The following is a 17,864-nucleotide window of genomic DNA, read 5'->3' as shown; positions in this document are numbered from 1 at the left end:
CTAGAAAGGCAGGGTCTTCTCGGCCGGGCAGAGCCGCATCTGGGTTATGTGCGACGCGATCCTGATCACCAGGCCCTTGTCGTTCAGCGCGATGATGGGGCGCCCGGGGCATGGATCGATCTGCCGGACCGGCAAGGCGCAGCGCACCTGGGTCCCGTCCGGGTCGAAACAGCTTGGATCGCCATCGCAACGGCCGAACGCGTCGGCCGCGTAGCAGAAGGACTGATCGGGAAACCGAGCGCCGCATTCGGCCTTCAGCCCGAGGAGGTCCACGCAGGCTCGAACCGCGACCTGCGGCGTGGGGATGATCTGCCGCTTGGCATGCGGCGGCGCAGCCGCTCCGACCGCCAGCAGAAGCCAGGTGATCGTCATCGCCATCACGCCCATCGTCGCCTCTCCCGCGCCACCTTTTGGACATCTGCGCCCTCCAGCTTAACCTGAGGATGCGGGAGGGGCTATGCACCGGATTATAGCGGCATGTCTGGCGATCGGGCTCATGACGTCGTCGGGGTCTCCGGCGATCGCCGATCCCCTGACGGTGGTGTCGGAAGCTTCCGTCACCCAGCAGAACGCGACGCGGTTCGTCGTCCGCTCCGATCGCCTGGGCCGCGACTACGAGGTCACCGTCCAGCTCCCCGGCGCCAAGGTCGTCCTGCCCGGTCAGAAGCTGGCGACGATCTATGCGCTGGACGGCGGCTACGGCCTGGCCGGGCCCAACAGCGTCTTCCTGGGCGGACGCGCGATGATGGCGCCGGCGATCGTCGTCAGCATCGGCTTTATCCGCGGCCAGCCGTCGTCCCGGGACCAGGACTTCACGCACCATCCCTTCACGGTGGACGGCGCCACGCGCGGCGGCGGCGGGGCGGCCTTCGAGGCGTTCCTGCGCCAGGACCTGAAGCCCTTCATCGAGGCGCGGTATCCGGCCGATCCCGCCGGCTCGGTGCTCTTCGGCCATTCGCTGGGCGGGGTGCTTGCCGCCAATATCTTCGCCGGCGATCCGGGCGCCTTCGCCGGCTACATAATCGGCAGCGTACCGCCCTTGAGAGATCCCGGCCTGGCGGACCGGGTGGCCAAGGCCGCCGTTGGGGCGCAGGGGCGGCGGGTCTTTCTCGCCGTGGGCGGGGCCGAGGATGTCACGACCGCGGAGAAGCACGACATGGGACAGGGCTTTGCCGCCCTGGCCGCTGCGTTCAGAGCGGGCCCCGGCGTGACGCTGCAGGCCCGGTCGTATCCGGGCGAGAACCATCTTTCGTTCTATCCGGCCATGATGCTGGACGGCTTCCGCTTCGTGCTGCCGCCCACCGTGCCGGTCGACCTGCCGTACGCGCCATTGTCGGCCGGCGATCTGGCCCGTCATGTCGGCGTCTATGCCCTGCCTGATGGCCGCATCCTGACGATCAAGCCGGGGTTCGAAAACTGGCTGGCGGCGCAGATTGACGACCAACCGTCAGTCTATCTGATGCCGAACGGCGCGAACCGTTTCTACGCCTACTCGGCCGATCTCGACGTCGCCTTCGACACGCGAGGGCTGACCTTGACGGGGCACGGCGCCAAGGTCCGGGCAGATCGAAAGCCGGCGCCTTAGGCCGGGCGCTCGAAGGGGGAGGCCATGGTTGAACCTTGCTGGACGCTCGCCGTTCGCCACGTCGCCGACCGGTCGTTGGGCGCGCCCGCGCCCCAGGGCTGTTCGGTCACGCTGAACTTCCATCCGGACGCTCCGCATGGGGCTGGGCTGATGATCGACGCGCTGGCGCGCGACGGCGTCTATCGCTCGCAGTTCGAGACGGCGTCCAGCAACGGCGGACTGACGGCCCATGCCGGCGGCGATCGCTGGCGCTGGGAAAGCCGGATCTTCGGCGGCGTCTATGACCAGCAGCCGCCGGCGATGCGTCCCAAGTACGGGGCGTTGAACTATCGCGGCTGGGACGTCGGCGGGTCTCCGAGGTTCGGCTCAGCCCATATCCGCCTGCGCCCGGCGGCGTTGGCGCGCGTCACCTTCTGCTATCCCGACAGCCATCTGGAGCCGGAGGATTTCGGGGTCGGCGACCGCATGGCGTTGATCGCGCTGGCCGAACGCAACGCCGCCGGCCTGGACATACTCGACGACTATATCGAGGCCCATGTGCACGGCGCGATCCGGATCGAGGAGGATGTCGAGGCCATCGTGCTGGATCCCAGCCATGCCGGGACCCGCGTCGAAGCCGCCACCGCGCGCCTGCCCTGCCGGGTCGAATGGCACGAGGGTTTCCGGCTTCCCCGCTCCGAGCTGCCCCGCTGCGCGGCCTATAGGGGCGAACACGCGGCGGGACTTCTGGCGGCGCTGCCGGGCGACCAGCCCCTGACCCCACGCGACCTGGGCGCGGTGCGCGGGGCGGGGCTGGACTTTCAGACCCTGAAACAGGCCTGGCATTGCCTGGCCCGGTTCGGCGGGCCGCTGCCCGGAGTTTGAGGTGAGCCTACTTGCGCTCCACCTGGCTGACGTCCCGCACCGCGCCCTTGGCGGCGTTGGTGGTCATGGCGGCGTAGGCGCGCAGGGCCGGCGACACCTCGCGCTTGCGGTCCAGGGGCTTCCAGGCGTCGGCGCCGCGAGCCTCTTGCGCGGCCCGGCGCTCGGCCAGGACGGCGTCGGAGACTTCCAGCGTGATGCCGCGGTTGGGGATGTCGATCAGGATCGAGTCGCCGGTCTCCACCAGGGCGATCAGGCCGCCTTCGCCGGCTTCGGGCGAGACGTGGCCGATCGACAGGCCCGAAGTGCCGCCCGAGAAGCGGCCGTCGGTGATCAGGGCGCAGGCCGCGCCCAGGCCCTTCGATTTCAGATAGGTGGTCGGGTACAGCATCTCCTGCATGCCCGGGCCGCCCTTGGGGCCTTCGTAGCGGATGACCACGACCTCGCCGGCCTTGACCTGGCCGCCCAGGATGCCGCTGACGGCGGTCTCCTGGCTCTCATAGACGCGGGCGCTCCCCTTGAAGGTCAGGATCGACTCGTCGACCCCAGCCGTCTTCACGATGCAGCCCTCGGGAGCGAGGTTGCCGAACAGCACGGCCAGGCCGCCGTCCTTGGAGAAAGGGTGCTCGACCGAGCGGATGACGCCCTTCTCGCGATCCAGGTCCAGCTCTTCCCAGCGGGCGGCCTGGCTGAAGGCGATCTGGGTCGGCTTGCCGCCTGGCGCGGCGCTGAACAGCTCGCGGGCGGTCTGGCTGTTGGTGCGGCCGATGTCCCAGCGGGCCAGAGCTTCGGCCATGGTCGTGGCGTGGACGGTGGGCTGCGTAGCGTCGATCAGGCCGCCGCGTTCCAGCTCGCCCAGGATGGCCATGACGCCGCCGGCGCGGTGGACGTCCTCCATGTGCACGTCAGCCTTGGCCGGTGCGACCTTGGACAGGCACGGGACCTTCCGCGACAGGCGGTCGATGTCGGCCATGCCGAAGTCGACCCCGCCCTCGCTGGCAGCGGCCAGCAGGTGCAGCACGGTGTTGGTCGAGCCGCCCATGGCGATGTCCAGGCTCATGGCGTTCTCGAACGCGGCCCGGGTGGCGATGCCGCGCGGCAGGGCGGTGGGGTCTTCTTGCTCGTACCAGCGCTGGCACAGATCAACGACCAGGCGGCCGGCTTCCTTGAACAGGGCTTCGCGGTCGGCGTGGGTGGCCAGCACCGAGCCGTTGCCGGGCAGAGACAGGCCCAGGGCTTCGGTCAGGCAGTTCATGGAGTTGGCGGTGAACATGCCCGAGCACGAGCCGCAGGTCGGGCAGGCGGCCTTCTCGATCGCGGTGACCTCCTCGTCGGTGTACTTGTCGTCGGCGGCCACGACCATGGCGTCGACCAGGTCCAGCGAGCGGATCGCGCCCTTGATCTGCACCTTGCCGGCCTCCATCGGCCCGCCCGAGACGAAGACGACCGGGATGTTCAGGCGCATGGCGGCCATCAGCATGCCGGGGGTGATCTTGTCGCAGTTGGAGATGCAGACGATGGCGTCGGCGCAGTGCGCGTTGACCATGTACTCGACGCTGTCGGCGATCAGCTCGCGGCTGGGCAAGGAGTACAGCATGCCGCCGTGGCCCATGGCGATGCCGTCGTCGACCGCGATGGTGTTGAACTCCTTGGCGACGCCGCCGGCGGCCTCGATCTCGCGGGCGACCAACTGGCCCAGGTCCTTCAGGTGCACGTGGCCCGGGACGAACTGGGTGAAGCTGTTGGCCACGGCGATGATCGGCTTGCCGAAGTCCTCGTCCTTCATGCCGGTGGCGCGCCAGAGGCCGCGGGCGCCGGCCATGTTGCGGCCGTGGGTGGAGGTGCGCGAGCGATAGGGAGGCATGTCGGTCAATCTCAATGTCGGCTGTGGGGTCTTTTACGCCAGGCGCTATCGATCGAAAAATATATTAGTGCGCGCCGATTAGGTCGTAGAACGACAGAATGGACGTTCGCCAGTTCCGCCATTTCGCCGCCGTCGCCCAGACCCTGCATTTCGGCCGGGCCGCCGAGCGGCTGCGCATGACCCAGCCGCCGCTCAGCCAGTCGATCCAGGCGCTGGAGAAGGAACTGGGGGCGCCCCTGTTCGTCCGCACCAAGCGCAGCGTGCGCCTGACCCCGCTGGGCGAGCAGTGGCTGCCGCACGTGCTGGAGGCGCTGGCGCAGCTCGACGCCCTGCCTGAGACGGCCCGGCGGCTACGCGACGGCCAGACCGGCTACCTGACCCTGTCGTTCGTCAGCACCGCCGACTACAGCGTGCTGCCCGACCTGGTGCGCCGCTATGCCGAGGCCTTTCCCGGGGTGGAAATCCGCCTGGTCGAGGCCACCAGCGACCTGCAGATCCCGGCCCTGGTCGCGGGCGAGCGCCACGCCGGCATCGTCATCCCGCCGCCCGACCGCCAGCTTCCGCCGCCGCTGGTCTATCGCCGGCTAGTGGCCGAGCCCCTGGTCGCAGCGGCTCCGGCCGCCTGGATCGCCGATGGCCGGCTGTCGTTGCGCGATGGCGTGCTGGCGCCTGAGGCCTTGCTGGACGCGCCGCTGGTGCTGTTCCCGCGCACTGTGGCGCCCGCCTTCCACGACCTTGTGACCGGCTATTTCGAGGCGCGGGGGCGACCGGCGCGGATCGTCCAGGAGGCGATCCAGATGCAGACCATCATCAGCCTGGTCTCGGCCGGTCTGGGCGTGGCGCTGGTGCCCGCGTCCCTGCGCAACCTGGCGCGGGCGGGAGTGGCCTATGTGGATCTCGAGGACGCGCCGGTGCTGGAGACCGGCTTGGCCTGGCGGCGGGACGATGACGCGCCGACGTTGCAGGGGTTGTTGAGGTTGGTGGATGGATAGCGCCCCCTCCGTCGCGCTTCGCGCGTCACCTCCCCCGTTTCACGGGTGAGGAGGAAGCCGCTCTTTTCCTGCCCCGCTTGCGGGGGAGGTGGCGCGGCGCCGATAGGCGACGTGACGGAGGGGGGGCGCTTGCCCTAAACCAGCGTCAGCACCAACGGCCCGTTCCGCGTGGCCACCAGCGTATGCTCGTACTGCACCGTCGGCTGCTTGCCTGGCGGGCGCAGGGTCCAGCCGTCGTTCAGTTCCTCGACGTGGTTCGCGCCCAGCGACAGGAAGGGCTCGATGGTGAAGACTAGGCCTTCGGGAATGGTGCGGCGGTCGCGGGGTTCGTGCCAGGTGGGGATCTCGCGCGGCTCGTCGTGCAGCGACAGGCCGACGCCGTGGCTGGCCAGGTTGCGGACCAGGCTGTAGCCGTGCTGGTCGGCGAAGCGCTCGATCGAGCGGCCGACCTCGTTCAGCTTGCCGCCCGGGCGCACCGCGCGGATGCCGGACCACATCGCCCGCCGGCCGTCGCGGCACAGTTTCTCGATGCGCTTGGTCGTCGGCGGAACCGAGAAGCTGGCGCCGGTGTCGCCGAAATAGCCGTCCAGCTCGGCCGAGACGTCGATATTGATCAGGTCGCCGGCCTTGACCACCGTGTCGCCCGGAATGCCGTGCGCGCAGTCAGGGCCGACCGAGATGCAGGTCGCGCCCGGGAAGTTGTAGGTCAGCTCGGGCGCCGAGCGCGCGCCTTCGGCTTCCAGCATCGCGCGGCCGATGTCGTCCAGCTCGCGGGTGGTCATGCCCGGCTCCAGGGCCTTGCCCATGGCTTCCAGCGTGCGCGCCACCAGGTTGCCGACGGTGCGCAGCTTCTCCAGCTGGTCTTCGTTCTCGATGGTCATCTTCAGGACGCCCGGATCTTCACGACCTTGGACGGGCCGGTCTGGCGCAGGTCCTCGACCAGGTCGAACAGGGCGGCGCGGACGGCGGCCTCGTCGCCGTCGCCGGCCAGGGCGTCCAGGGTCTCCAGGCGGGCGTCGGCGATGGTCGGGGCGGGCGACATGCGCACGGCCTCCATGATGCCGGGCGCCTTGGCGCGGACCACCTCGTTCACGTCGACCAGGGTCTCGGTCAGCTTCTCGCCGGGACGCAGGCCGGTGATCTTGATCTCGATGTCGCGGCCGGGGGTCAGGCCCTGCAGCTCGATCATCCGCTTGGCCAGGTCGATGATCTTGACCGGCTCGCCCATCTCCAGGGTCAGGACCCCGGCCTCGTCGGCGTCGGTGGCGATCATCGACAGGGCCACGGCGCGCAGCACCAGCTGCACGGCTTCGGGGATGGTCATGAAGTAGCGCTCGACGTCGGCGTCGGTCAGGGTGACCGGGCCGCCGCGGGCGATCTGCTGCTGGAAGATCGGCACGACCGAGCCAGCCGAGCCCAGCACATTGCCGAAGCGCACGATGCTGACGCGCATGTCGCCGCCGCCGCCATACTGCCGGGCCACGGCCTCGGCGACGCGCTTGGCCGCGCCCATCACGCTGGTCGGGGCCACGGCCTTGTCGGTCGAGATCAAGGCCAGGTGCGCCGCGCCGCAGGCCTTGGCGGCCATGGCGACGTTGCGGGTGCCGGTGACATTGGTGCGCACGCCCTCGCAGGGGTGGTTTTCCACCAGGGTGACGTGCTTCAGAGCCGCGGCGTGGAAGATGATGTCGGGCTTGAGCTCGGCGAAGACGCGGGTGACGCGCGGCGCGTCGCGGACGTCGCACAGGATCTCGCGGCGCGGCAGGGCGGGGTGGCGCTCGGCGATCTCGCGCTCGATGTGGAAGAGGTTGAACTCCGAGGCGTCGACCATGGTCAGGTGCGAGCAGCCGCTGGCGGCGATCTGGCGGCACAGCTCCGAGCCGATGCTGCCGCCGGCGCCGGTGACCAGCACGCGGCGGCCCGCGACCAGGGCGCGGACGGGCTCGGGATCCAGGCGCACGGGCGGACGGCTCAGCAACTCCTCGATGCTGATCTCGCGCAGGGTGGGAGCAGCCGCCGCAGCGCCCATCTCGACCACGCCGTGACGGCGCAGCAGGCGCACGCCCTCGGCCTTCAGGCGACCCAGGCGCTCGGCGCCGAACGTGCTCATGGCGCTGTCGGTCAGGAACAGGATGGCGGACGGCGACAGGCCGCTGTCACGCAGCCGGCCCAGCACGGTGTCGAACTGGGCGATGGCTCCCAGCACGCAGACGCCGCGCAGCTCGTCGCCGGTCTCGCGGTCGTCAGGCGAGACGACGCCGATGGGCGAATAGCGCTCGCCCAGGCCCGCCGGGGCGCGCAGGAAGGCCTCGGCCTCGTTGGTCGAGCCGACGATCAGCAGTCGCGGCAGGGTCGGCAGCATCGAGGCCGGGCCCAGGCGCAGCACCGAGTCCAACAGCATCCGCTCGTGCACGCTGCGACGGAAGATGCGCAGGGCCGACAGCAGGGTGGCCTGGATCAGGGCCGCGCCGGCCACGGTCCGCAGGCCGCCGTCGATGCCAGGGTGCAGGAAGCGGGTCAGCACCATGAAGGTCGCCGCCGTCAGCACCGCCGAGCGGAACAGGCGCAGGTGGTCGCTGGCCGACACGAAGCGCCAGGGGCTGCGCTCGACCCGGAACAGCAGTTCGACGACCAGGGCCGAGAAGGCGTACATCCCGGCCTGCAGCAGGCTGTCGGGCGTGAACGGCATGTCGATGACGAGATAACGTCCGGCCAGCAGGGCCAGCATGGCCAGGAGGACGTGCGTCGCGATCTTGCCGACATGTCCGATCAAGGGAACCTCTTGCGCCTGTGGGTCGGGCCAGACCCCGGGAAAGTCCGGGGGCCGAGTAGAGTCAAAACTGTACCTAGCACGGCAATCCGTCGCCGTCGAAGTTTCAAAAGGCCAGAAAAGCTCACACGCGACGTAGCGGCAGGACCTCCACGACCTCTCCGGCCCCGGTCGCAGGCGTCTCCAGGCGGCGCCGGAGCAGAGCATCCGCCCGGGCGAAGACGCCGACCAGCGAAGAATCCTGATCGGGGAAAGGCGTGGCGACGGTTCGCCCCTGGAGATCGACGCTCAGGGCCGCGCGCATCCAGTGTTCGCGCGGGCCGCCGGCGGGTAGGGGATGGGCCAGGACCGCCGGGACCAGCCGAACCTCGCGATCGCCGCCCGACAGCGCCGCCAGCAGCGGCCGCAGGAAGAGTTCGGCGCAGACCAGGGCCGAGGCCGGGTTGCCGGGCAGGCCCAGCACGCGCCGACCGTCGGCCAGGGTTCCGAACCAGGTCGGCTTGCCCGGGCGCACGGCGACGGTCTCGACGGTCAGGTCCAGGCCCAGGGTCTTCAGAGCCGGCTTGACCAGGTCGTGGTCGCCGACCGAGGCCCCGCCGATGGTGACGATCAGGTCGGCGTCCGCCGGGGCCACGGTCGCGGCGATGGCGGCGGCGTCATCGGCCGCGGCGGTCAGGCGGAAGGCCTCGCCGCCCCAGGCCTGGATCAGGGCGGCCAGGGCGAACGAGCCGCTCTCGAAGATCTGGTCGGGACGGGGCGCGCCGCCGGGGGGCACAAGCTCGTCGCCCGTGGCCAGGATCGCCACGCGGGGGCGGCGGGCCACGGGAACCTCGGCCAGGCCCGCCGAGGCGGCCAGGGTCAGACGCCAGGGATCGACGACGCCGGCCTCGAGCAGAAGGTCGCCAGCCTGGAAGTCGCCGCCGGCGGCGCGGATGTTGGCGCGCGGGTTGTCGCCCGCCTCGAACCGCACCGTGTCGCCCTCGCGGACGGCCTCTTCCTGCAGGATGACGAGATCGGCGCCGGCCGGAACGGGCGCGCCGGTGAAGATGCGGATGGCCTGGTCAGCCTGGATCGCCTGCGGATAGGCCTTGCCCGCGGCGCTCTCGCCGGCGACCGCGAAGGCCTTGCCTGGCGCATAGTCCGCCCGCCGGATCGCCCAGCCGTCCATGGCCGAGGCGTCGAACGGCGGCTGGGCGCGGCTGGCGACGATGGGGGCGGCGAGCGTGCGGCCGATGGCGTCGGCCAGGGCGATGCGCTCGACGCCGAGGCGCTGTGCGCCTTGCAGGATCCGGCCGCGCGCCTCTTCGACCGTGAGGTTCTTGAGGAGGCGCGCGGGCTCGGTCACCAGGTTAGCCCACGAACGCCCGCTCGATGACGAAGTCGCCGGGTTCGGCGTTGGAGCCTTCCTTCAGGCCGTGGGCCTCCAGGAGGTGGGCGGTGTCCTTGATCATAGCCATTGAGCCGCACAGCATGGCGCGGTCGTGCTCGGGATCGAACTTCACCTGCTCCAGGCCCAGATCCGCGAACAGCTTGCCGCTCTCGATCAGGTCGGTGAAGCGGCCCTGGCGTTCGAACGCCTCGCGGGTCACGGTCGGATAGTAGACGAGCTGGGCCTTGGCCTCGTCGCCGACCAGCGGGTCGTCGTGGATCTCGGACGTGAACAGGTCGCGATAGGCCAATTCCTGCACCTCGCGCACGCCATGGGCGACGATCACCTGCTCGAAGCGGGCATAGGCGTCGGGGTCGCGGGCGACCGAAAGCCAGGGCGCCAGGCCGGTGCCGGTGCCGAACAGGAACAGGCGCTTGCCCGGGCGCACCGCGTCCAGCACCAGGGTGCCGGTCGGCTTCTTGCCCAGGAGGATGTCGTCGCCTTCCTGGATCTGTTGCAGGCGCGAGGTCAGCGGACCGTCGGGAACCTTGATCGAGAAGAACTCCAGCTCTTCGGCGAAGTGCGGCGAGCCGATCGAATAGGCGCGCAGGACGGGCTTCTTCTCGCCCAGCTCTTCGCGCGGGGGCAGGCCGATCATCACGAACTCGCCCGAGCGGAAGCGGAAGCTGGCCGGGCGGGTGATGGCGAAGCTGAACAGGCGGTCCGTCCAGTGCTTCACCCACAGCACCTTCTCGGTGAAGTACGGGGCTTCCTTGACGGGAGCCGGAGCGGCGGTGGCGGTGGCCGTCATCTGAACTCTTGATATCTGGCGCGCGTGGCGCGGGGAGGGCGGTCGCCGCCGCGGCCCTGGGGCGACGCGCGTCTCATGCGAGTTGGGTCCCGTCGAGTCAACGCCGGTTGTCTAAAAGCGAGGCGCGGAAAACTGAGAGACTTCGCCGCTGCCGCCCCGATTGTCATCCGGCGCTCAGCTCTTGGGATGTCGACGATTTTTGTTGCGGTTCTGCGGCCAAGCAGAAGTTTTTTCCGACTTCGTCAAAATTTGCGAAGGGGTTTTTCGAATCTGTCAAAAATGTGATTGCCGGCCCCTGAATCCAGGCGCAGAGTTCCCTTGCTTCGTTCGCGGAGCCAACGATACGGAGGAACGTATGCGGGTAAGGTTCATAGGGGCCGCCGCGGCGGCCGGTCTGTTAGCGTTTGGTTTGGCTGGTTGCAGTGACGGCGGCGCGAAGACGAAAGTCGCGCAGGCCAATCAGGTTGTTGTCGAAGGGACGCCGGTCACGGCGTCTGGGTGTGTAAGGCCCGTCGAGAACACCTCATGCCTCGTCATGAAGGGACGGGGCGGTGGATATTATGACATCAGCACGGCCAGTCCGGCCCCGGATCTGAGCAAGGGCGTGGCGGTCTCGCTGCGCGGCAAGGACATGGGCAAGAACACCGAATGCGGCCGCCAGCTGACGGACGTGAAGTGGTCTTATCTGGGCATCCAGTGTGGCGCGCCGCCGGCGGCTTCCGCCTCGGCCGACAGCAAGGACGCCAAGAAGGCCGGCTAGGCCGGCCTTCAGGAACTGCGCCTCAGCCCTCGCCGGAGCCCGGATCTGTCCGGGTTTTCGGCGAGCGGGTGCTGTCGTCCGCGCCAGCCGGCTCGGTCGCAGGGCGCGGTGGCTGGCCGTCCTTGGGCGCTGGTTTCTGATTCTCGTGCTCGACCTCTCGATTCGAGGGGCGGGCGGAGCTTGGCGTGGGCGAAGGTGTCGTGGGCATGACACGATAACGCGCCGGCTGGGTGTTCCGATCCGGCGGGGTGACAGGGGCCTGAGCGTCCCCTCCGTCTCGCTGCGTATTCGCAGCGATCCACCTCCCCCGCTATGCGAGGGAGGATGAGCGGCTTCCTCCTCACCCGTGCAACGGGGGAGGTGGCGCGGCGCGGATACGCGTCGTGACGGAGGGGGCGCTGGGCGAGGCTGCGACGGCGCTTCCACAACCAAATCCCGCAAACCATCGCACGCCGCTTGCTCGCTGCATTCGACCCTGCTAAATGGCGCGGCTCTGGCGACAGGACATGGCGCGCCGAGGCTTCACGGCCTATCGGCGCTCTTGCTGTCACCGGATGTCCGTCGGCCCGAAAGGGCGGCCGGTCTGCAGGAGTGTAGCTCAGCTGGTAGAGCGTCGGTCTCCAAAACCGAAAGTCGTGGGTTCGAGTCCCCCCACTCCTGCCACTATATAAGTTTCCGACGGGTCGCTCCGGCCCGCGTTTTTGCCAACGGGTCGCTCCGGCCCGCGTTTTTGGAAGTCGTGAGCCTCAAGAGCATGGCCAGGAAACCGGGATCCAGCCCGTCCGCGATCAAGAACCGCGCCGCGAAGACGGCAGCGGCGATGGCGCCCGCGGGCGCCGGCGCGACGACGACCGCCGCTCCCGCCGCCCCGAAGAAGAAGACCAACCCGGTCCAGTTCTTCCGTGAAGTCCGCGCTGAAGCCCGCAAGATCACCTGGACCACCCGCAAGGAGACCTGGATCACCTCGGTGATGGTCTTCATCATGGTGGTCGTCGCGTCTGTGTTCTTCATGGCCGTCGACGGCGGCCTGGGCTTTGCCGTCAACCAGCTTCTGAAGCTGGCCACCGCGGGATAAGATAGAGACGATGAGCACCGAAACCGCGTCCAACCCGAACCACAAGTGGTACATCGTCCACGCCTACTCGAACTTCGAGAAGAAGGTGGCCGAGAGCATCCGCGAGCAGGCCAAGAACCAGGGCCTGGAGGAGAACTTCTCCGAGATCCTGGTGCCGACGGAAGACGTCGTCGAGATCCGCCGCGGCCGTAAGATCAACGCCGAGCGCAAGTTCTTCCCGGGCTACGTGCTGGTGAAGATGAATCTCTCGGACGAGGCCTACCACCTCATCAAGAACACCCCGAAGGTCACGGGCTTCCTGGGTAGCGGCTCCAAGCCGATGCCGGTCTCCGAAAAGGAAGTCCAGCGCATCGTCGGCGCCATCGAAGAAGGCGTCGAGAAGCCCAAGACCGTCGTCCTGTACGAAGTCGGCGAGAACGTCCGCGTCATCGACGGCCCGTTCGCCAGCTTCAACGGCTCGGTCGAGCAGGTCGACGAAGAGAAGGCCCGCCTGCGCGTCACCGTCTCGATCTTCGGCCGCGCCACGCCGGTCGAGCTGGAATACGCCCAGGTCGAAAAGATCTCCTAACCGGTCTTTCGATCGATCGAAGTTCGAAAGCCCCGCGCCCGCAAGGCGCGGGGCTTTTGCTTTGCCTCTTCAGCCGATCCGCTGGGACGGCGCCGCCGCCGATGCTAGAAGCGCTGCCGTGGGCTCGGGGGAGACGATGGTGAAGACGGCCAAGGCGATCGTGCTGTGTCTGCTGGCCTGGCCAGCTGTGGCCTTCGCCGTTCCGGCGCAGCAGCCGACGGCGTCCGACCTCTATTTCTCGAACCTGACGCCGGCGCAGCAGCGCCAGGTGGGCGAGGTCGCGCAGCAGATGCAGCGCATGGTGGCCGTCAACAACGCCGCCGAGGCCGCCATCTCGCGAGACCTGGCCGCGCTGAACCTTCCTGAGCTGGTCTCGCCGGTGTTTCGCAAGCGTGACGCGGACGGCGCCCTGACCCGAAGCCGCCTGGCCAGTGCGCGCGCCCTGGCCGATCGCGGCCTGCGTCTGCGCAGCCAGCACGATGCGGCGATGTTCGATCTGATCGCCAGGAGCAGTCTCACGCCGCCGCTGAAGGCGCACTACCGGACGGCGCTCGAGACGCTGCTGACCGAGCTGGGGCCCCAGCGCCGGCGGCTTCACGCCCTCTCGCTGGACACCTTCGACACGATCGAACGGTGCGTGGCCCGGCTGGCCGTCGTCGACTGGGAGGAGCGCAACGGGCAGTACAGGTTCGCCTCCAGCCAGGATCTGGCCGTCTTCTCCCAGGACATCCAGCACCTCGAGGCGATGTCGCAGGAGAGCGTGCGCATCGTGGCGGATCTCCAGCGGCGGGTGGCCGCCTCGGCGCCCTGATCGCCGTCGGGCGGGAATTCTTAAGGTCGTCGCCGCAAGTTGCGGACGGGTGGCGAAAAGGGCGGTTCCTTGCCGGGATGGACACAGCCGATCGGAACGCGTCGTGAGCTGGGGCTTCTGGTCCTGGCGGCGGTGATCCTGTGCGCGCCGGGCTTCCTGTGGGGGCCGGGCGAGTCGCATTCGTGGATCTACAACATCCTCTGGACCCACCAGGTCGCCGAGGGCTTTTGCCGCGGCGAGCTCTATCCGCGCTGGTTCCCGGAAAGCTTCTCGGGGCTGGGCAGTCCCACCTTCTATTTCTATGCGCCGTTCGCCCACTGGATCGCCGGCGGGCTGGAGTTTCTGGGCCTGTCGACCCAGCGCGCCGTGCAACTGCTGTCGTTCGGCCTGCTGCTGGGCTCGGGCCTGGCGATGTACGCCTGGCTGCGGTTCCGGCGGACCCTGCCGCTGCTGGGCGCCATCCTCTACATGGCCGCGCCCTATCACCTGGCCGACCTCTATGTGCGCGGCGCGCTGGCTGAGGCGGCGGGGTTCATCTGGCTGCCGCTGATCGCCCTGGGGATCGAGCTGCTGCCGCGCCGCAAGGGCGTCGTGCTGCTGGCGATGGCCTTTGCCGGCCTGATCCTGTCGCACCTGCCCACGGCGCTGCTGGCCTGCGTCTTTCTTATCCTGCCGTTGGCGATCTGGCGGGCGGCGAAGGCCCCGGCCATCGTCGCGCCGGGGATCGCGGCCGCCGCGCTGGGCGCAGGGCTCAGCGCGATCTACTGGCTGCCGGCCATGACCTTGCAGGGTCACATCTCCACCGACCTGCTGTGGAGCCCGTACTATCAGCCGGCCAGCTGGTTCGTGTGGCGGCTGTCGCTGCTGAACCTGGCGCTGTTCGCCGGGGCGGCCCTGGGCTGGACGCTGCTGGCCGTCCCGTCGCGGAGCTTCTGGTCTTGGGTCACGCTGGTCGCGGCCCTGGCGGCCCTGGGGCTGATCCCGTTCCTGTGGGACCTGCCGCTGCTGGCCAAGGCGCAGTTTCCCTGGCGGCTGCTGGTGGTGGTCGAGTTCGCCGCCATCACCGCCGTCATGGCCCATCCGCCCAGAGGGCTGGCGCTGTCGGCGGGACGCATCGTGCTGGTCGTGCCGGTCGCCATGATGATCGCCCAGGCCGCCGTGGCGCTGCGCGCCCAGCCCGACGCCGTCACGGTCCTGGCGATCCGCAGCGAGGCGCCGGAATACCTGCCGCACGGCCTGCCGGCGGCCGGAGTATCGGGGACGCAGCGCACGGCGGACGTCTCGGCCTACGACCGTCTGCCTCGGAGCGCGCGCATCGAGATCCACGCCGCAGGGCCGGTCACCCTGGGCCGCGCGGCCTTTCCGATCTGGCGGGTCACTCGCGATGGCCAGGAGATCCCGTCACACGGCCCGCTGATCACCTTCGAGGGGCGTCCGGGCGTCTACCAGGTCGAGCGTCGCGTGCTGTGGCAGGAGCGCTGGGGCGGGCTGGCGAGCGGGGCGGCGGCTTTGGTGTTGCTGGTCTTGCTGGGTCTGCGTCGCAAGCGGTAGAAAGTTATCCACAGGGTGGGCGTTATTCTCGCTCTTTTCTGGATTTGATTAAGCGAAATCAATTACTTACAAGAAAACGCACGTTTCTTATCCCCGCGCCTCCGGGCGGCCTCATGCTTTTACTCATGAGCCAGACCCAAGCCCCCGCCGCCCGCTGCGCCGTTCAATGGTGCGCCGAGATGCAAGCCAAGATCATGGCCGTCCTCGACGCGGCCTGGGACCTGGCCGAGAACAGCAGCGATCCCGCCGTGATCGCCCTGGCCCGCGAGAAAGCCAAGGCCTGCGGGCAGATAGCCGCCACGGTCCGCAAGGTGGCGACGATGGTCCCCGCCCCCAAGGCGGCGAAATCTCAACAGCCGCTGGACGTCATCGAGGGCGTCGTTGGCCGCCTGGACAAGGCGACCAAGGCTTCTGAGCCTGACGCCAGGCCGGCCGCCGCCCAGGCGGTCGCCATGCGCGCGGCGCTGCGGAAGTTGGGACGACGCTGACTGGAGGTCGACGCTCGTCCCGGCCTGGGCGATAGTTGGCGCCACGAACAGGCGAGGGGGGGATGGACGCCATGCGTGGACGGATGCTGGCCGCGACGACGGCCCTGGCGTTGCTTGCCCCGATCGCGGTCGCCGACGCCACCACGCCGATGGCGATGCTCAGCGCCCTGCAGATCTGCGGTCGGGTCGACGCCGTCGGCGACGTGCAGCCCACCGCCAACATGGTGATGGTCGACGGGTTTGGGACCGGCGGCTTCAAGGTCGATACGGCTAACCCCGAGGCCCAGGCCTGGTTCGACCACGGCGTGCGCCTGCGCTGGGCGTTCGAGCACTCCGAATCCGTGCGGGCCTTCCGCAAGGCGCGGCAGCTGGATCCGCAGTGCGGCATGTGCGCCTGGGGCGAGGCCTGGGCGATCGGACCGAACCTGAACGGCGGCGGCAAGGACGCCGCCTCCGTCGCCACCGGCCTGCGCGTGGCGCGAGAGGCCAAGGTCCTGGCTGCCGACGCCGCCCCGGTGCAGCGTCAGCTGATCGACGCCTTGATCCAGCGCTATTCCGGAACCGAGAAGACCCGCGGCAAACGCTTCGCCCAGGCCATGGACCGCATCGCCGTGGCCCATCCCGACGACGTGGGCGTGGCCAACATCACCGCCGACGCCTGGATGCTGCAGACCAAGGGCGAGTGGTGGAAAGACGGCAAGGCCGCCGACCCCGGCGTGACCCGGGCCATGGACCTGCTGGAGCACGCCCTGACCGTCCAGCGCGACGACCCCGGCGCCATCCACCTCTATATCCACCTGACCGAATGGTCGGACGACCCGCACCGCGCCCTGGCCTATGGCGAGCGGCTGGCCAAGCTGGCCCCGGGCGCCAGCCACCTGGTGCACATGCCCTCGCACACCTTCTACCGGGTGGGGCGCTATCGCGACGCCATGCTGTCCAATGTCGAGGCCGTGGCGCTGGATCGCCGCTACGAGCGCCTGGCCGAGCCGCCGGGGGGCGTCAAGGCCATGCGCCTGCACGCCCACAACATCCACTTCGGCATGGGCGGGGCGCTGATGGCCGGCGGGGCCAAGGACGGCCTGGCCCTGGCCGACTGGTACATGCAGACCTATCCCCACCTGGCCGGCGCGCCCGGAAGCGACGACGACAAGATGATCGTCTATCGCCAGGTGATGGCCGCCGACGCCTACGCCCTGTACGGCCGCTTCGGCTCGACCGCCCAGGTGGCGGGCCTGGCCGAGCCCGATGCCGGCCGGCCGCTGATGCGGATGGGCTGGCGCTATGCCCGGGGCGAGGAGGCCGCTCGCCGGGGCGACGCGGCCGCCGTGCGCGCCGAAGCCAAGGCCATCGCCGCCCTGGTCGCCGAGAACCGCTTCTCCGGCGAGATGCTGTCGCGCCAGAAGGACGTGGCCAACCTGTTCCAGAAGGTGCTGGAAGGCCGGGCGGCCATGCTGGACGGCGACTTCGCCGCGGCCCGCGTCGCCTATGGCGAGGCGGCGACGATCCAGGCCAAGCATCCGGAAGGCGGCGATCCGCCGATGATCTGGTACCCCACCCGCCGCAGCCTGGCCGCCGCCATGCTGGCCTCGGGCGACGCCGCCGGGGCCAAGGCCAAGATCGAGGCCCTGCTGAAGGACTGGCCCAGCGATCCCTACAGCTACTATGTGCTGTCCAGGGCCGAGGCGGCCCTGGGCAATGCGGCCGCGGCGCAAGAGGCCAGCGCCAAGTCGCAGGTCGAGTGGATCGGCGGCGCGATGAGCCTGAACGCGGCGTAGAGCCTTTGACTCTCCAGGACGCGGCTGCTACACGCCGCGCCTCGCTCCAGGATCTCGGTTCTGGGGCGCGTTCGTCGTTACGCGACGAAGTCAAATCCGTGGGAGGGCCGCCAAGCCCGGACCACGGCTCACAAGTGAGGATACTATGGCTAAGAAGATCCTGGGCTACATCAAGCTCCAGGTGAAGGCTGGCTCGGCCACGCCTTCGCCCCCGATCGGTCCGGCGCTGGGTCAGCGCGGCGTGAACATCATGGGCTTCTGTAAGGAGTTCAACGCGCGCACCGAGAACGTCGAAAAGGGCACGCCCCTGCCGACCGTGATCACTGTCTACCAAGACAAGTCGTTCACCTTCATCACCAAGACGCCGCCGGCGACGCACTACCTGAAGCAGGCCACCGGCCTGAAGTCGGGCGCGAAGCTGACCGGTCGCGAGACCGTCGGTGAAGTCACGCGCACGCAACTGCGCGAGATCGCCGAAAAGAAGATGAAGGACCTGAACGCCAACGACATCGAGGCCGCGGCCAAGATCATCGAAGGCTCCGCCAAGGCCATGGGCCTGAAGATCGTGGAGGCCTAATCAC

17 protein-coding genes, 1 tRNA gene and 2 pseudogenes are annotated in these 17,864 nt (G+C 69.2%); 12 read left to right on the top strand and 8 right to left on the bottom strand.

Annotation, left to right across the window (positions count from 1 at the left end):
• Complete coding sequence (locus E1H18_RS14640) at nt 1-378, bottom strand: hypothetical protein (RefSeq protein WP_206679070.1); 378 nt, start codon at nt 376-378, stop codon at nt 1-3.
• 118 nt (nt 379-496) lie between these two features.
• On the opposite strand from E1H18_RS14640, the gene E1H18_RS14635 reads away from it, so the two are divergent.
• Both E1H18_RS14635 and E1H18_RS14630 read left to right on the top strand, forming a co-directional pair.
• Nucleotides 497-1,585 (top strand): alpha/beta hydrolase, encoded by a 1,089-nt coding sequence (locus tag E1H18_RS14635; RefSeq protein ID WP_172269671.1) that lies wholly within the window; start codon nt 497-499, stop codon nt 1,583-1,585.
• A 24-nt stretch (nt 1,586-1,609) separates the two neighbouring features.
• Nucleotides 1,610-2,449: a DUF3626 domain-containing protein gene (locus tag E1H18_RS14630; RefSeq protein ID WP_172269669.1), complete on the top strand. Its 840-nt coding sequence runs from the start codon at nt 1,610-1,612 to the stop codon at nt 2,447-2,449.
• Between the two features lie 7 nt (nt 2,450-2,456).
• Here E1H18_RS14630 and ilvD read toward each other — a convergent pair whose 3' ends face one another.
• Nucleotides 2,457-4,310 carry a dihydroxy-acid dehydratase gene (ilvD, locus tag E1H18_RS14625; protein ID WP_172270368.1) on the bottom strand — a complete coding sequence of 618 codons (1,854 nt, stop codon included), beginning with the start codon at nt 4,308-4,310 and terminating at the stop codon, nt 2,457-2,459.
• Nucleotides 4,311-4,408: 98 nt separating this feature from the next.
• On the opposite strand from ilvD, the gene E1H18_RS14620 reads away from it, so the two are divergent.
• A complete protein-coding gene (locus tag E1H18_RS14620; RefSeq protein ID WP_172269667.1) occupies nt 4,409-5,302 on the top strand; it encodes a LysR family transcriptional regulator in 894 nt (297 codons plus the stop codon).
• 25 nt (nt 5,303-5,327) lie between these two features.
• On the opposite strand, the pseudogene E1H18_RS27330 reads toward E1H18_RS14620, so the two are convergent.
• From E1H18_RS27330 to E1H18_RS14600, 5 genes and pseudogenes are all read right to left on the bottom strand, one after another.
• Nucleotides 5,328-5,424 (bottom strand): annotated as a pseudogene (locus E1H18_RS27330) (hypothetical protein); the annotation flags it as partial.
• 12 nt (nt 5,425-5,436) lie between these two features.
• A complete protein-coding gene (gene map / locus E1H18_RS14615) occupies nt 5,437-6,183 on the bottom strand; it encodes a type I methionyl aminopeptidase (RefSeq protein WP_172269665.1) in 747 nt (248 codons plus the stop codon).
• A gap of 2 nt (nt 6,184-6,185) precedes the next feature.
• A complete protein-coding gene (locus E1H18_RS14610; protein ID WP_172270366.1) occupies nt 6,186-8,072 on the bottom strand; it encodes a polysaccharide biosynthesis protein in 1,887 nt (628 codons plus the stop codon).
• A 124-nt stretch (nt 8,073-8,196) separates the two neighbouring features.
• The gene (glp, locus tag E1H18_RS14605) at nt 8,197-9,417 is read right to left on the bottom strand and encodes a gephyrin-like molybdotransferase Glp (protein WP_370526520.1); all 1,221 of its coding nucleotides are present in this window, start codon (nt 9,415-9,417) and stop codon (nt 8,197-8,199) included.
• A gap of 4 nt (nt 9,418-9,421) precedes the next feature.
• Nucleotides 9,422-10,252: a ferredoxin--NADP reductase gene (locus E1H18_RS14600; protein WP_172269663.1), complete on the bottom strand. Its 831-nt coding sequence runs from the start codon at nt 10,250-10,252 to the stop codon at nt 9,422-9,424.
• Between the two features lie 355 nt (nt 10,253-10,607).
• On the opposite strand from E1H18_RS14600, the gene E1H18_RS14595 reads away from it, so the two are divergent.
• Complete coding sequence (locus E1H18_RS14595; protein WP_172269661.1) at nt 10,608-11,012, top strand: hypothetical protein; 405 nt, start codon at nt 10,608-10,610, stop codon at nt 11,010-11,012.
• A 338-nt stretch (nt 11,013-11,350) separates the two neighbouring features.
• On the opposite strand, the pseudogene E1H18_RS26790 reads toward E1H18_RS14595, so the two are convergent.
• Nucleotides 11,351-11,422, bottom strand: a pseudogene (locus tag E1H18_RS26790) (hypothetical protein); the annotation flags it as partial.
• A gap of 177 nt (nt 11,423-11,599) precedes the next feature.
• On the opposite strand from E1H18_RS26790, the gene E1H18_RS14590 reads away from it, so the two are divergent.
• The 8 genes from E1H18_RS14590 to rplK all read left to right on the top strand — a co-directional run bounded on the left by E1H18_RS14590 (nt 11,600) and on the right by rplK (nt 17,860).
• Nucleotides 11,600-11,675, top strand: a tRNA-Trp gene (locus E1H18_RS14590).
• 91 nt (nt 11,676-11,766) lie between these two features.
• Nucleotides 11,767-12,087 (top strand): preprotein translocase subunit SecE, encoded by a 321-nt coding sequence (secE, locus tag E1H18_RS14585; protein ID WP_172269659.1) that lies wholly within the window; start codon nt 11,767-11,769, stop codon nt 12,085-12,087.
• 10 nt (nt 12,088-12,097) lie between these two features.
• Nucleotides 12,098-12,655: a transcription termination/antitermination protein NusG gene (nusG, locus tag E1H18_RS14580; protein ID WP_172269657.1), complete on the top strand. Its 558-nt coding sequence runs from the start codon at nt 12,098-12,100 to the stop codon at nt 12,653-12,655.
• A 136-nt stretch (nt 12,656-12,791) separates the two neighbouring features.
• Nucleotides 12,792-13,466 carry a hypothetical protein gene (locus tag E1H18_RS14575; RefSeq protein ID WP_206679069.1) on the top strand — a complete coding sequence of 225 codons (675 nt, stop codon included), beginning with the start codon at nt 12,792-12,794 and terminating at the stop codon, nt 13,464-13,466.
• Nucleotides 13,467-13,535: 69 nt separating this feature from the next.
• Entirely contained in the window at nt 13,536-15,017 is a 1,482-nt protein-coding gene (locus E1H18_RS14570) for an integral membrane-like protein (protein WP_172269652.1), read from the top strand.
• A 125-nt stretch (nt 15,018-15,142) separates the two neighbouring features.
• Nucleotides 15,143-15,505 carry a hypothetical protein gene (locus E1H18_RS14565; protein WP_172269650.1) on the top strand — a complete coding sequence of 121 codons (363 nt, stop codon included), beginning with the start codon at nt 15,143-15,145 and terminating at the stop codon, nt 15,503-15,505.
• Nucleotides 15,506-15,576: 71 nt separating this feature from the next.
• Nucleotides 15,577-17,283 (top strand): hypothetical protein, encoded by a 1,707-nt coding sequence (locus E1H18_RS14560; RefSeq protein ID WP_172269648.1) that lies wholly within the window; start codon nt 15,577-15,579, stop codon nt 17,281-17,283.
• A gap of 145 nt (nt 17,284-17,428) precedes the next feature.
• The gene (gene rplK, locus E1H18_RS14555; RefSeq protein WP_172269646.1) at nt 17,429-17,860 is read left to right on the top strand and encodes a 50S ribosomal protein L11; all 432 of its coding nucleotides are present in this window, start codon (nt 17,429-17,431) and stop codon (nt 17,858-17,860) included.
• Nucleotides 17,861-17,864 lie beyond the last annotated feature (4 nt).

Origin of the sequence: Caulobacter sp. RHG1 (genome assembly GCF_013181195.1) — a bacterium.
Classification (GTDB): Bacteria; Pseudomonadota; Alphaproteobacteria; order Caulobacterales; family Caulobacteraceae; genus Caulobacter.
This window is presented reverse-complemented; position numbering and strand designations above follow the sequence as displayed.

Bases quoted from the DNA above. Each gene is read 5' to 3' on its own strand.
- E1H18_RS14595 (WP_172269661.1), top strand. From the start codon at position 10,608: ATGCGGGTAAGGTTCATAGGGGCCGCCGCGGCGGCCGGTCTGTTAGCG.
- E1H18_RS14635 (WP_172269671.1), top strand. From the start codon at position 497: ATGACGTCGTCGGGGTCTCCGGCGATCGCCGATCCCCTGACGGTGGTG.
- E1H18_RS14560 (WP_172269648.1), top strand. From the start codon at position 15,577: ATGCGTGGACGGATGCTGGCCGCGACGACGGCCCTGGCGTTGCTTGCC.
- E1H18_RS14600 (WP_172269663.1), bottom strand. From the start codon at position 10,252: ATGACGGCCACCGCCACCGCCGCTCCGGCTCCCGTCAAGGAAGCCCCG.
- E1H18_RS14565 (WP_172269650.1), top strand. From the start codon at position 15,143: ATGAGCCAGACCCAAGCCCCCGCCGCCCGCTGCGCCGTTCAATGGTGC.
- E1H18_RS14575 (WP_206679069.1), top strand. From the start codon at position 12,792: ATGGTGAAGACGGCCAAGGCGATCGTGCTGTGTCTGCTGGCCTGGCCA.
- E1H18_RS14630 (WP_172269669.1), top strand. From the start codon at position 1,610: ATGGTTGAACCTTGCTGGACGCTCGCCGTTCGCCACGTCGCCGACCGG.
- E1H18_RS14640 (WP_206679070.1), bottom strand. From the start codon at position 378: ATGGCGATGACGATCACCTGGCTTCTGCTGGCGGTCGGAGCGGCTGCG.
- E1H18_RS14620 (WP_172269667.1), top strand. From the start codon at position 4,409: ATGGACGTTCGCCAGTTCCGCCATTTCGCCGCCGTCGCCCAGACCCTG.
- ilvD (WP_172270368.1), bottom strand. From the start codon at position 4,310: ATGCCTCCCTATCGCTCGCGCACCTCCACCCACGGCCGCAACATGGCC.
- nusG (WP_172269657.1), top strand. From the start codon at position 12,098: ATGAGCACCGAAACCGCGTCCAACCCGAACCACAAGTGGTACATCGTC.
- map (WP_172269665.1), bottom strand. From the start codon at position 6,183: ATGACCATCGAGAACGAAGACCAGCTGGAGAAGCTGCGCACCGTCGGC.
- rplK (WP_172269646.1), top strand. From the start codon at position 17,429: ATGGCTAAGAAGATCCTGGGCTACATCAAGCTCCAGGTGAAGGCTGGC.
- secE (WP_172269659.1), top strand. From the start codon at position 11,767: ATGGCCAGGAAACCGGGATCCAGCCCGTCCGCGATCAAGAACCGCGCC.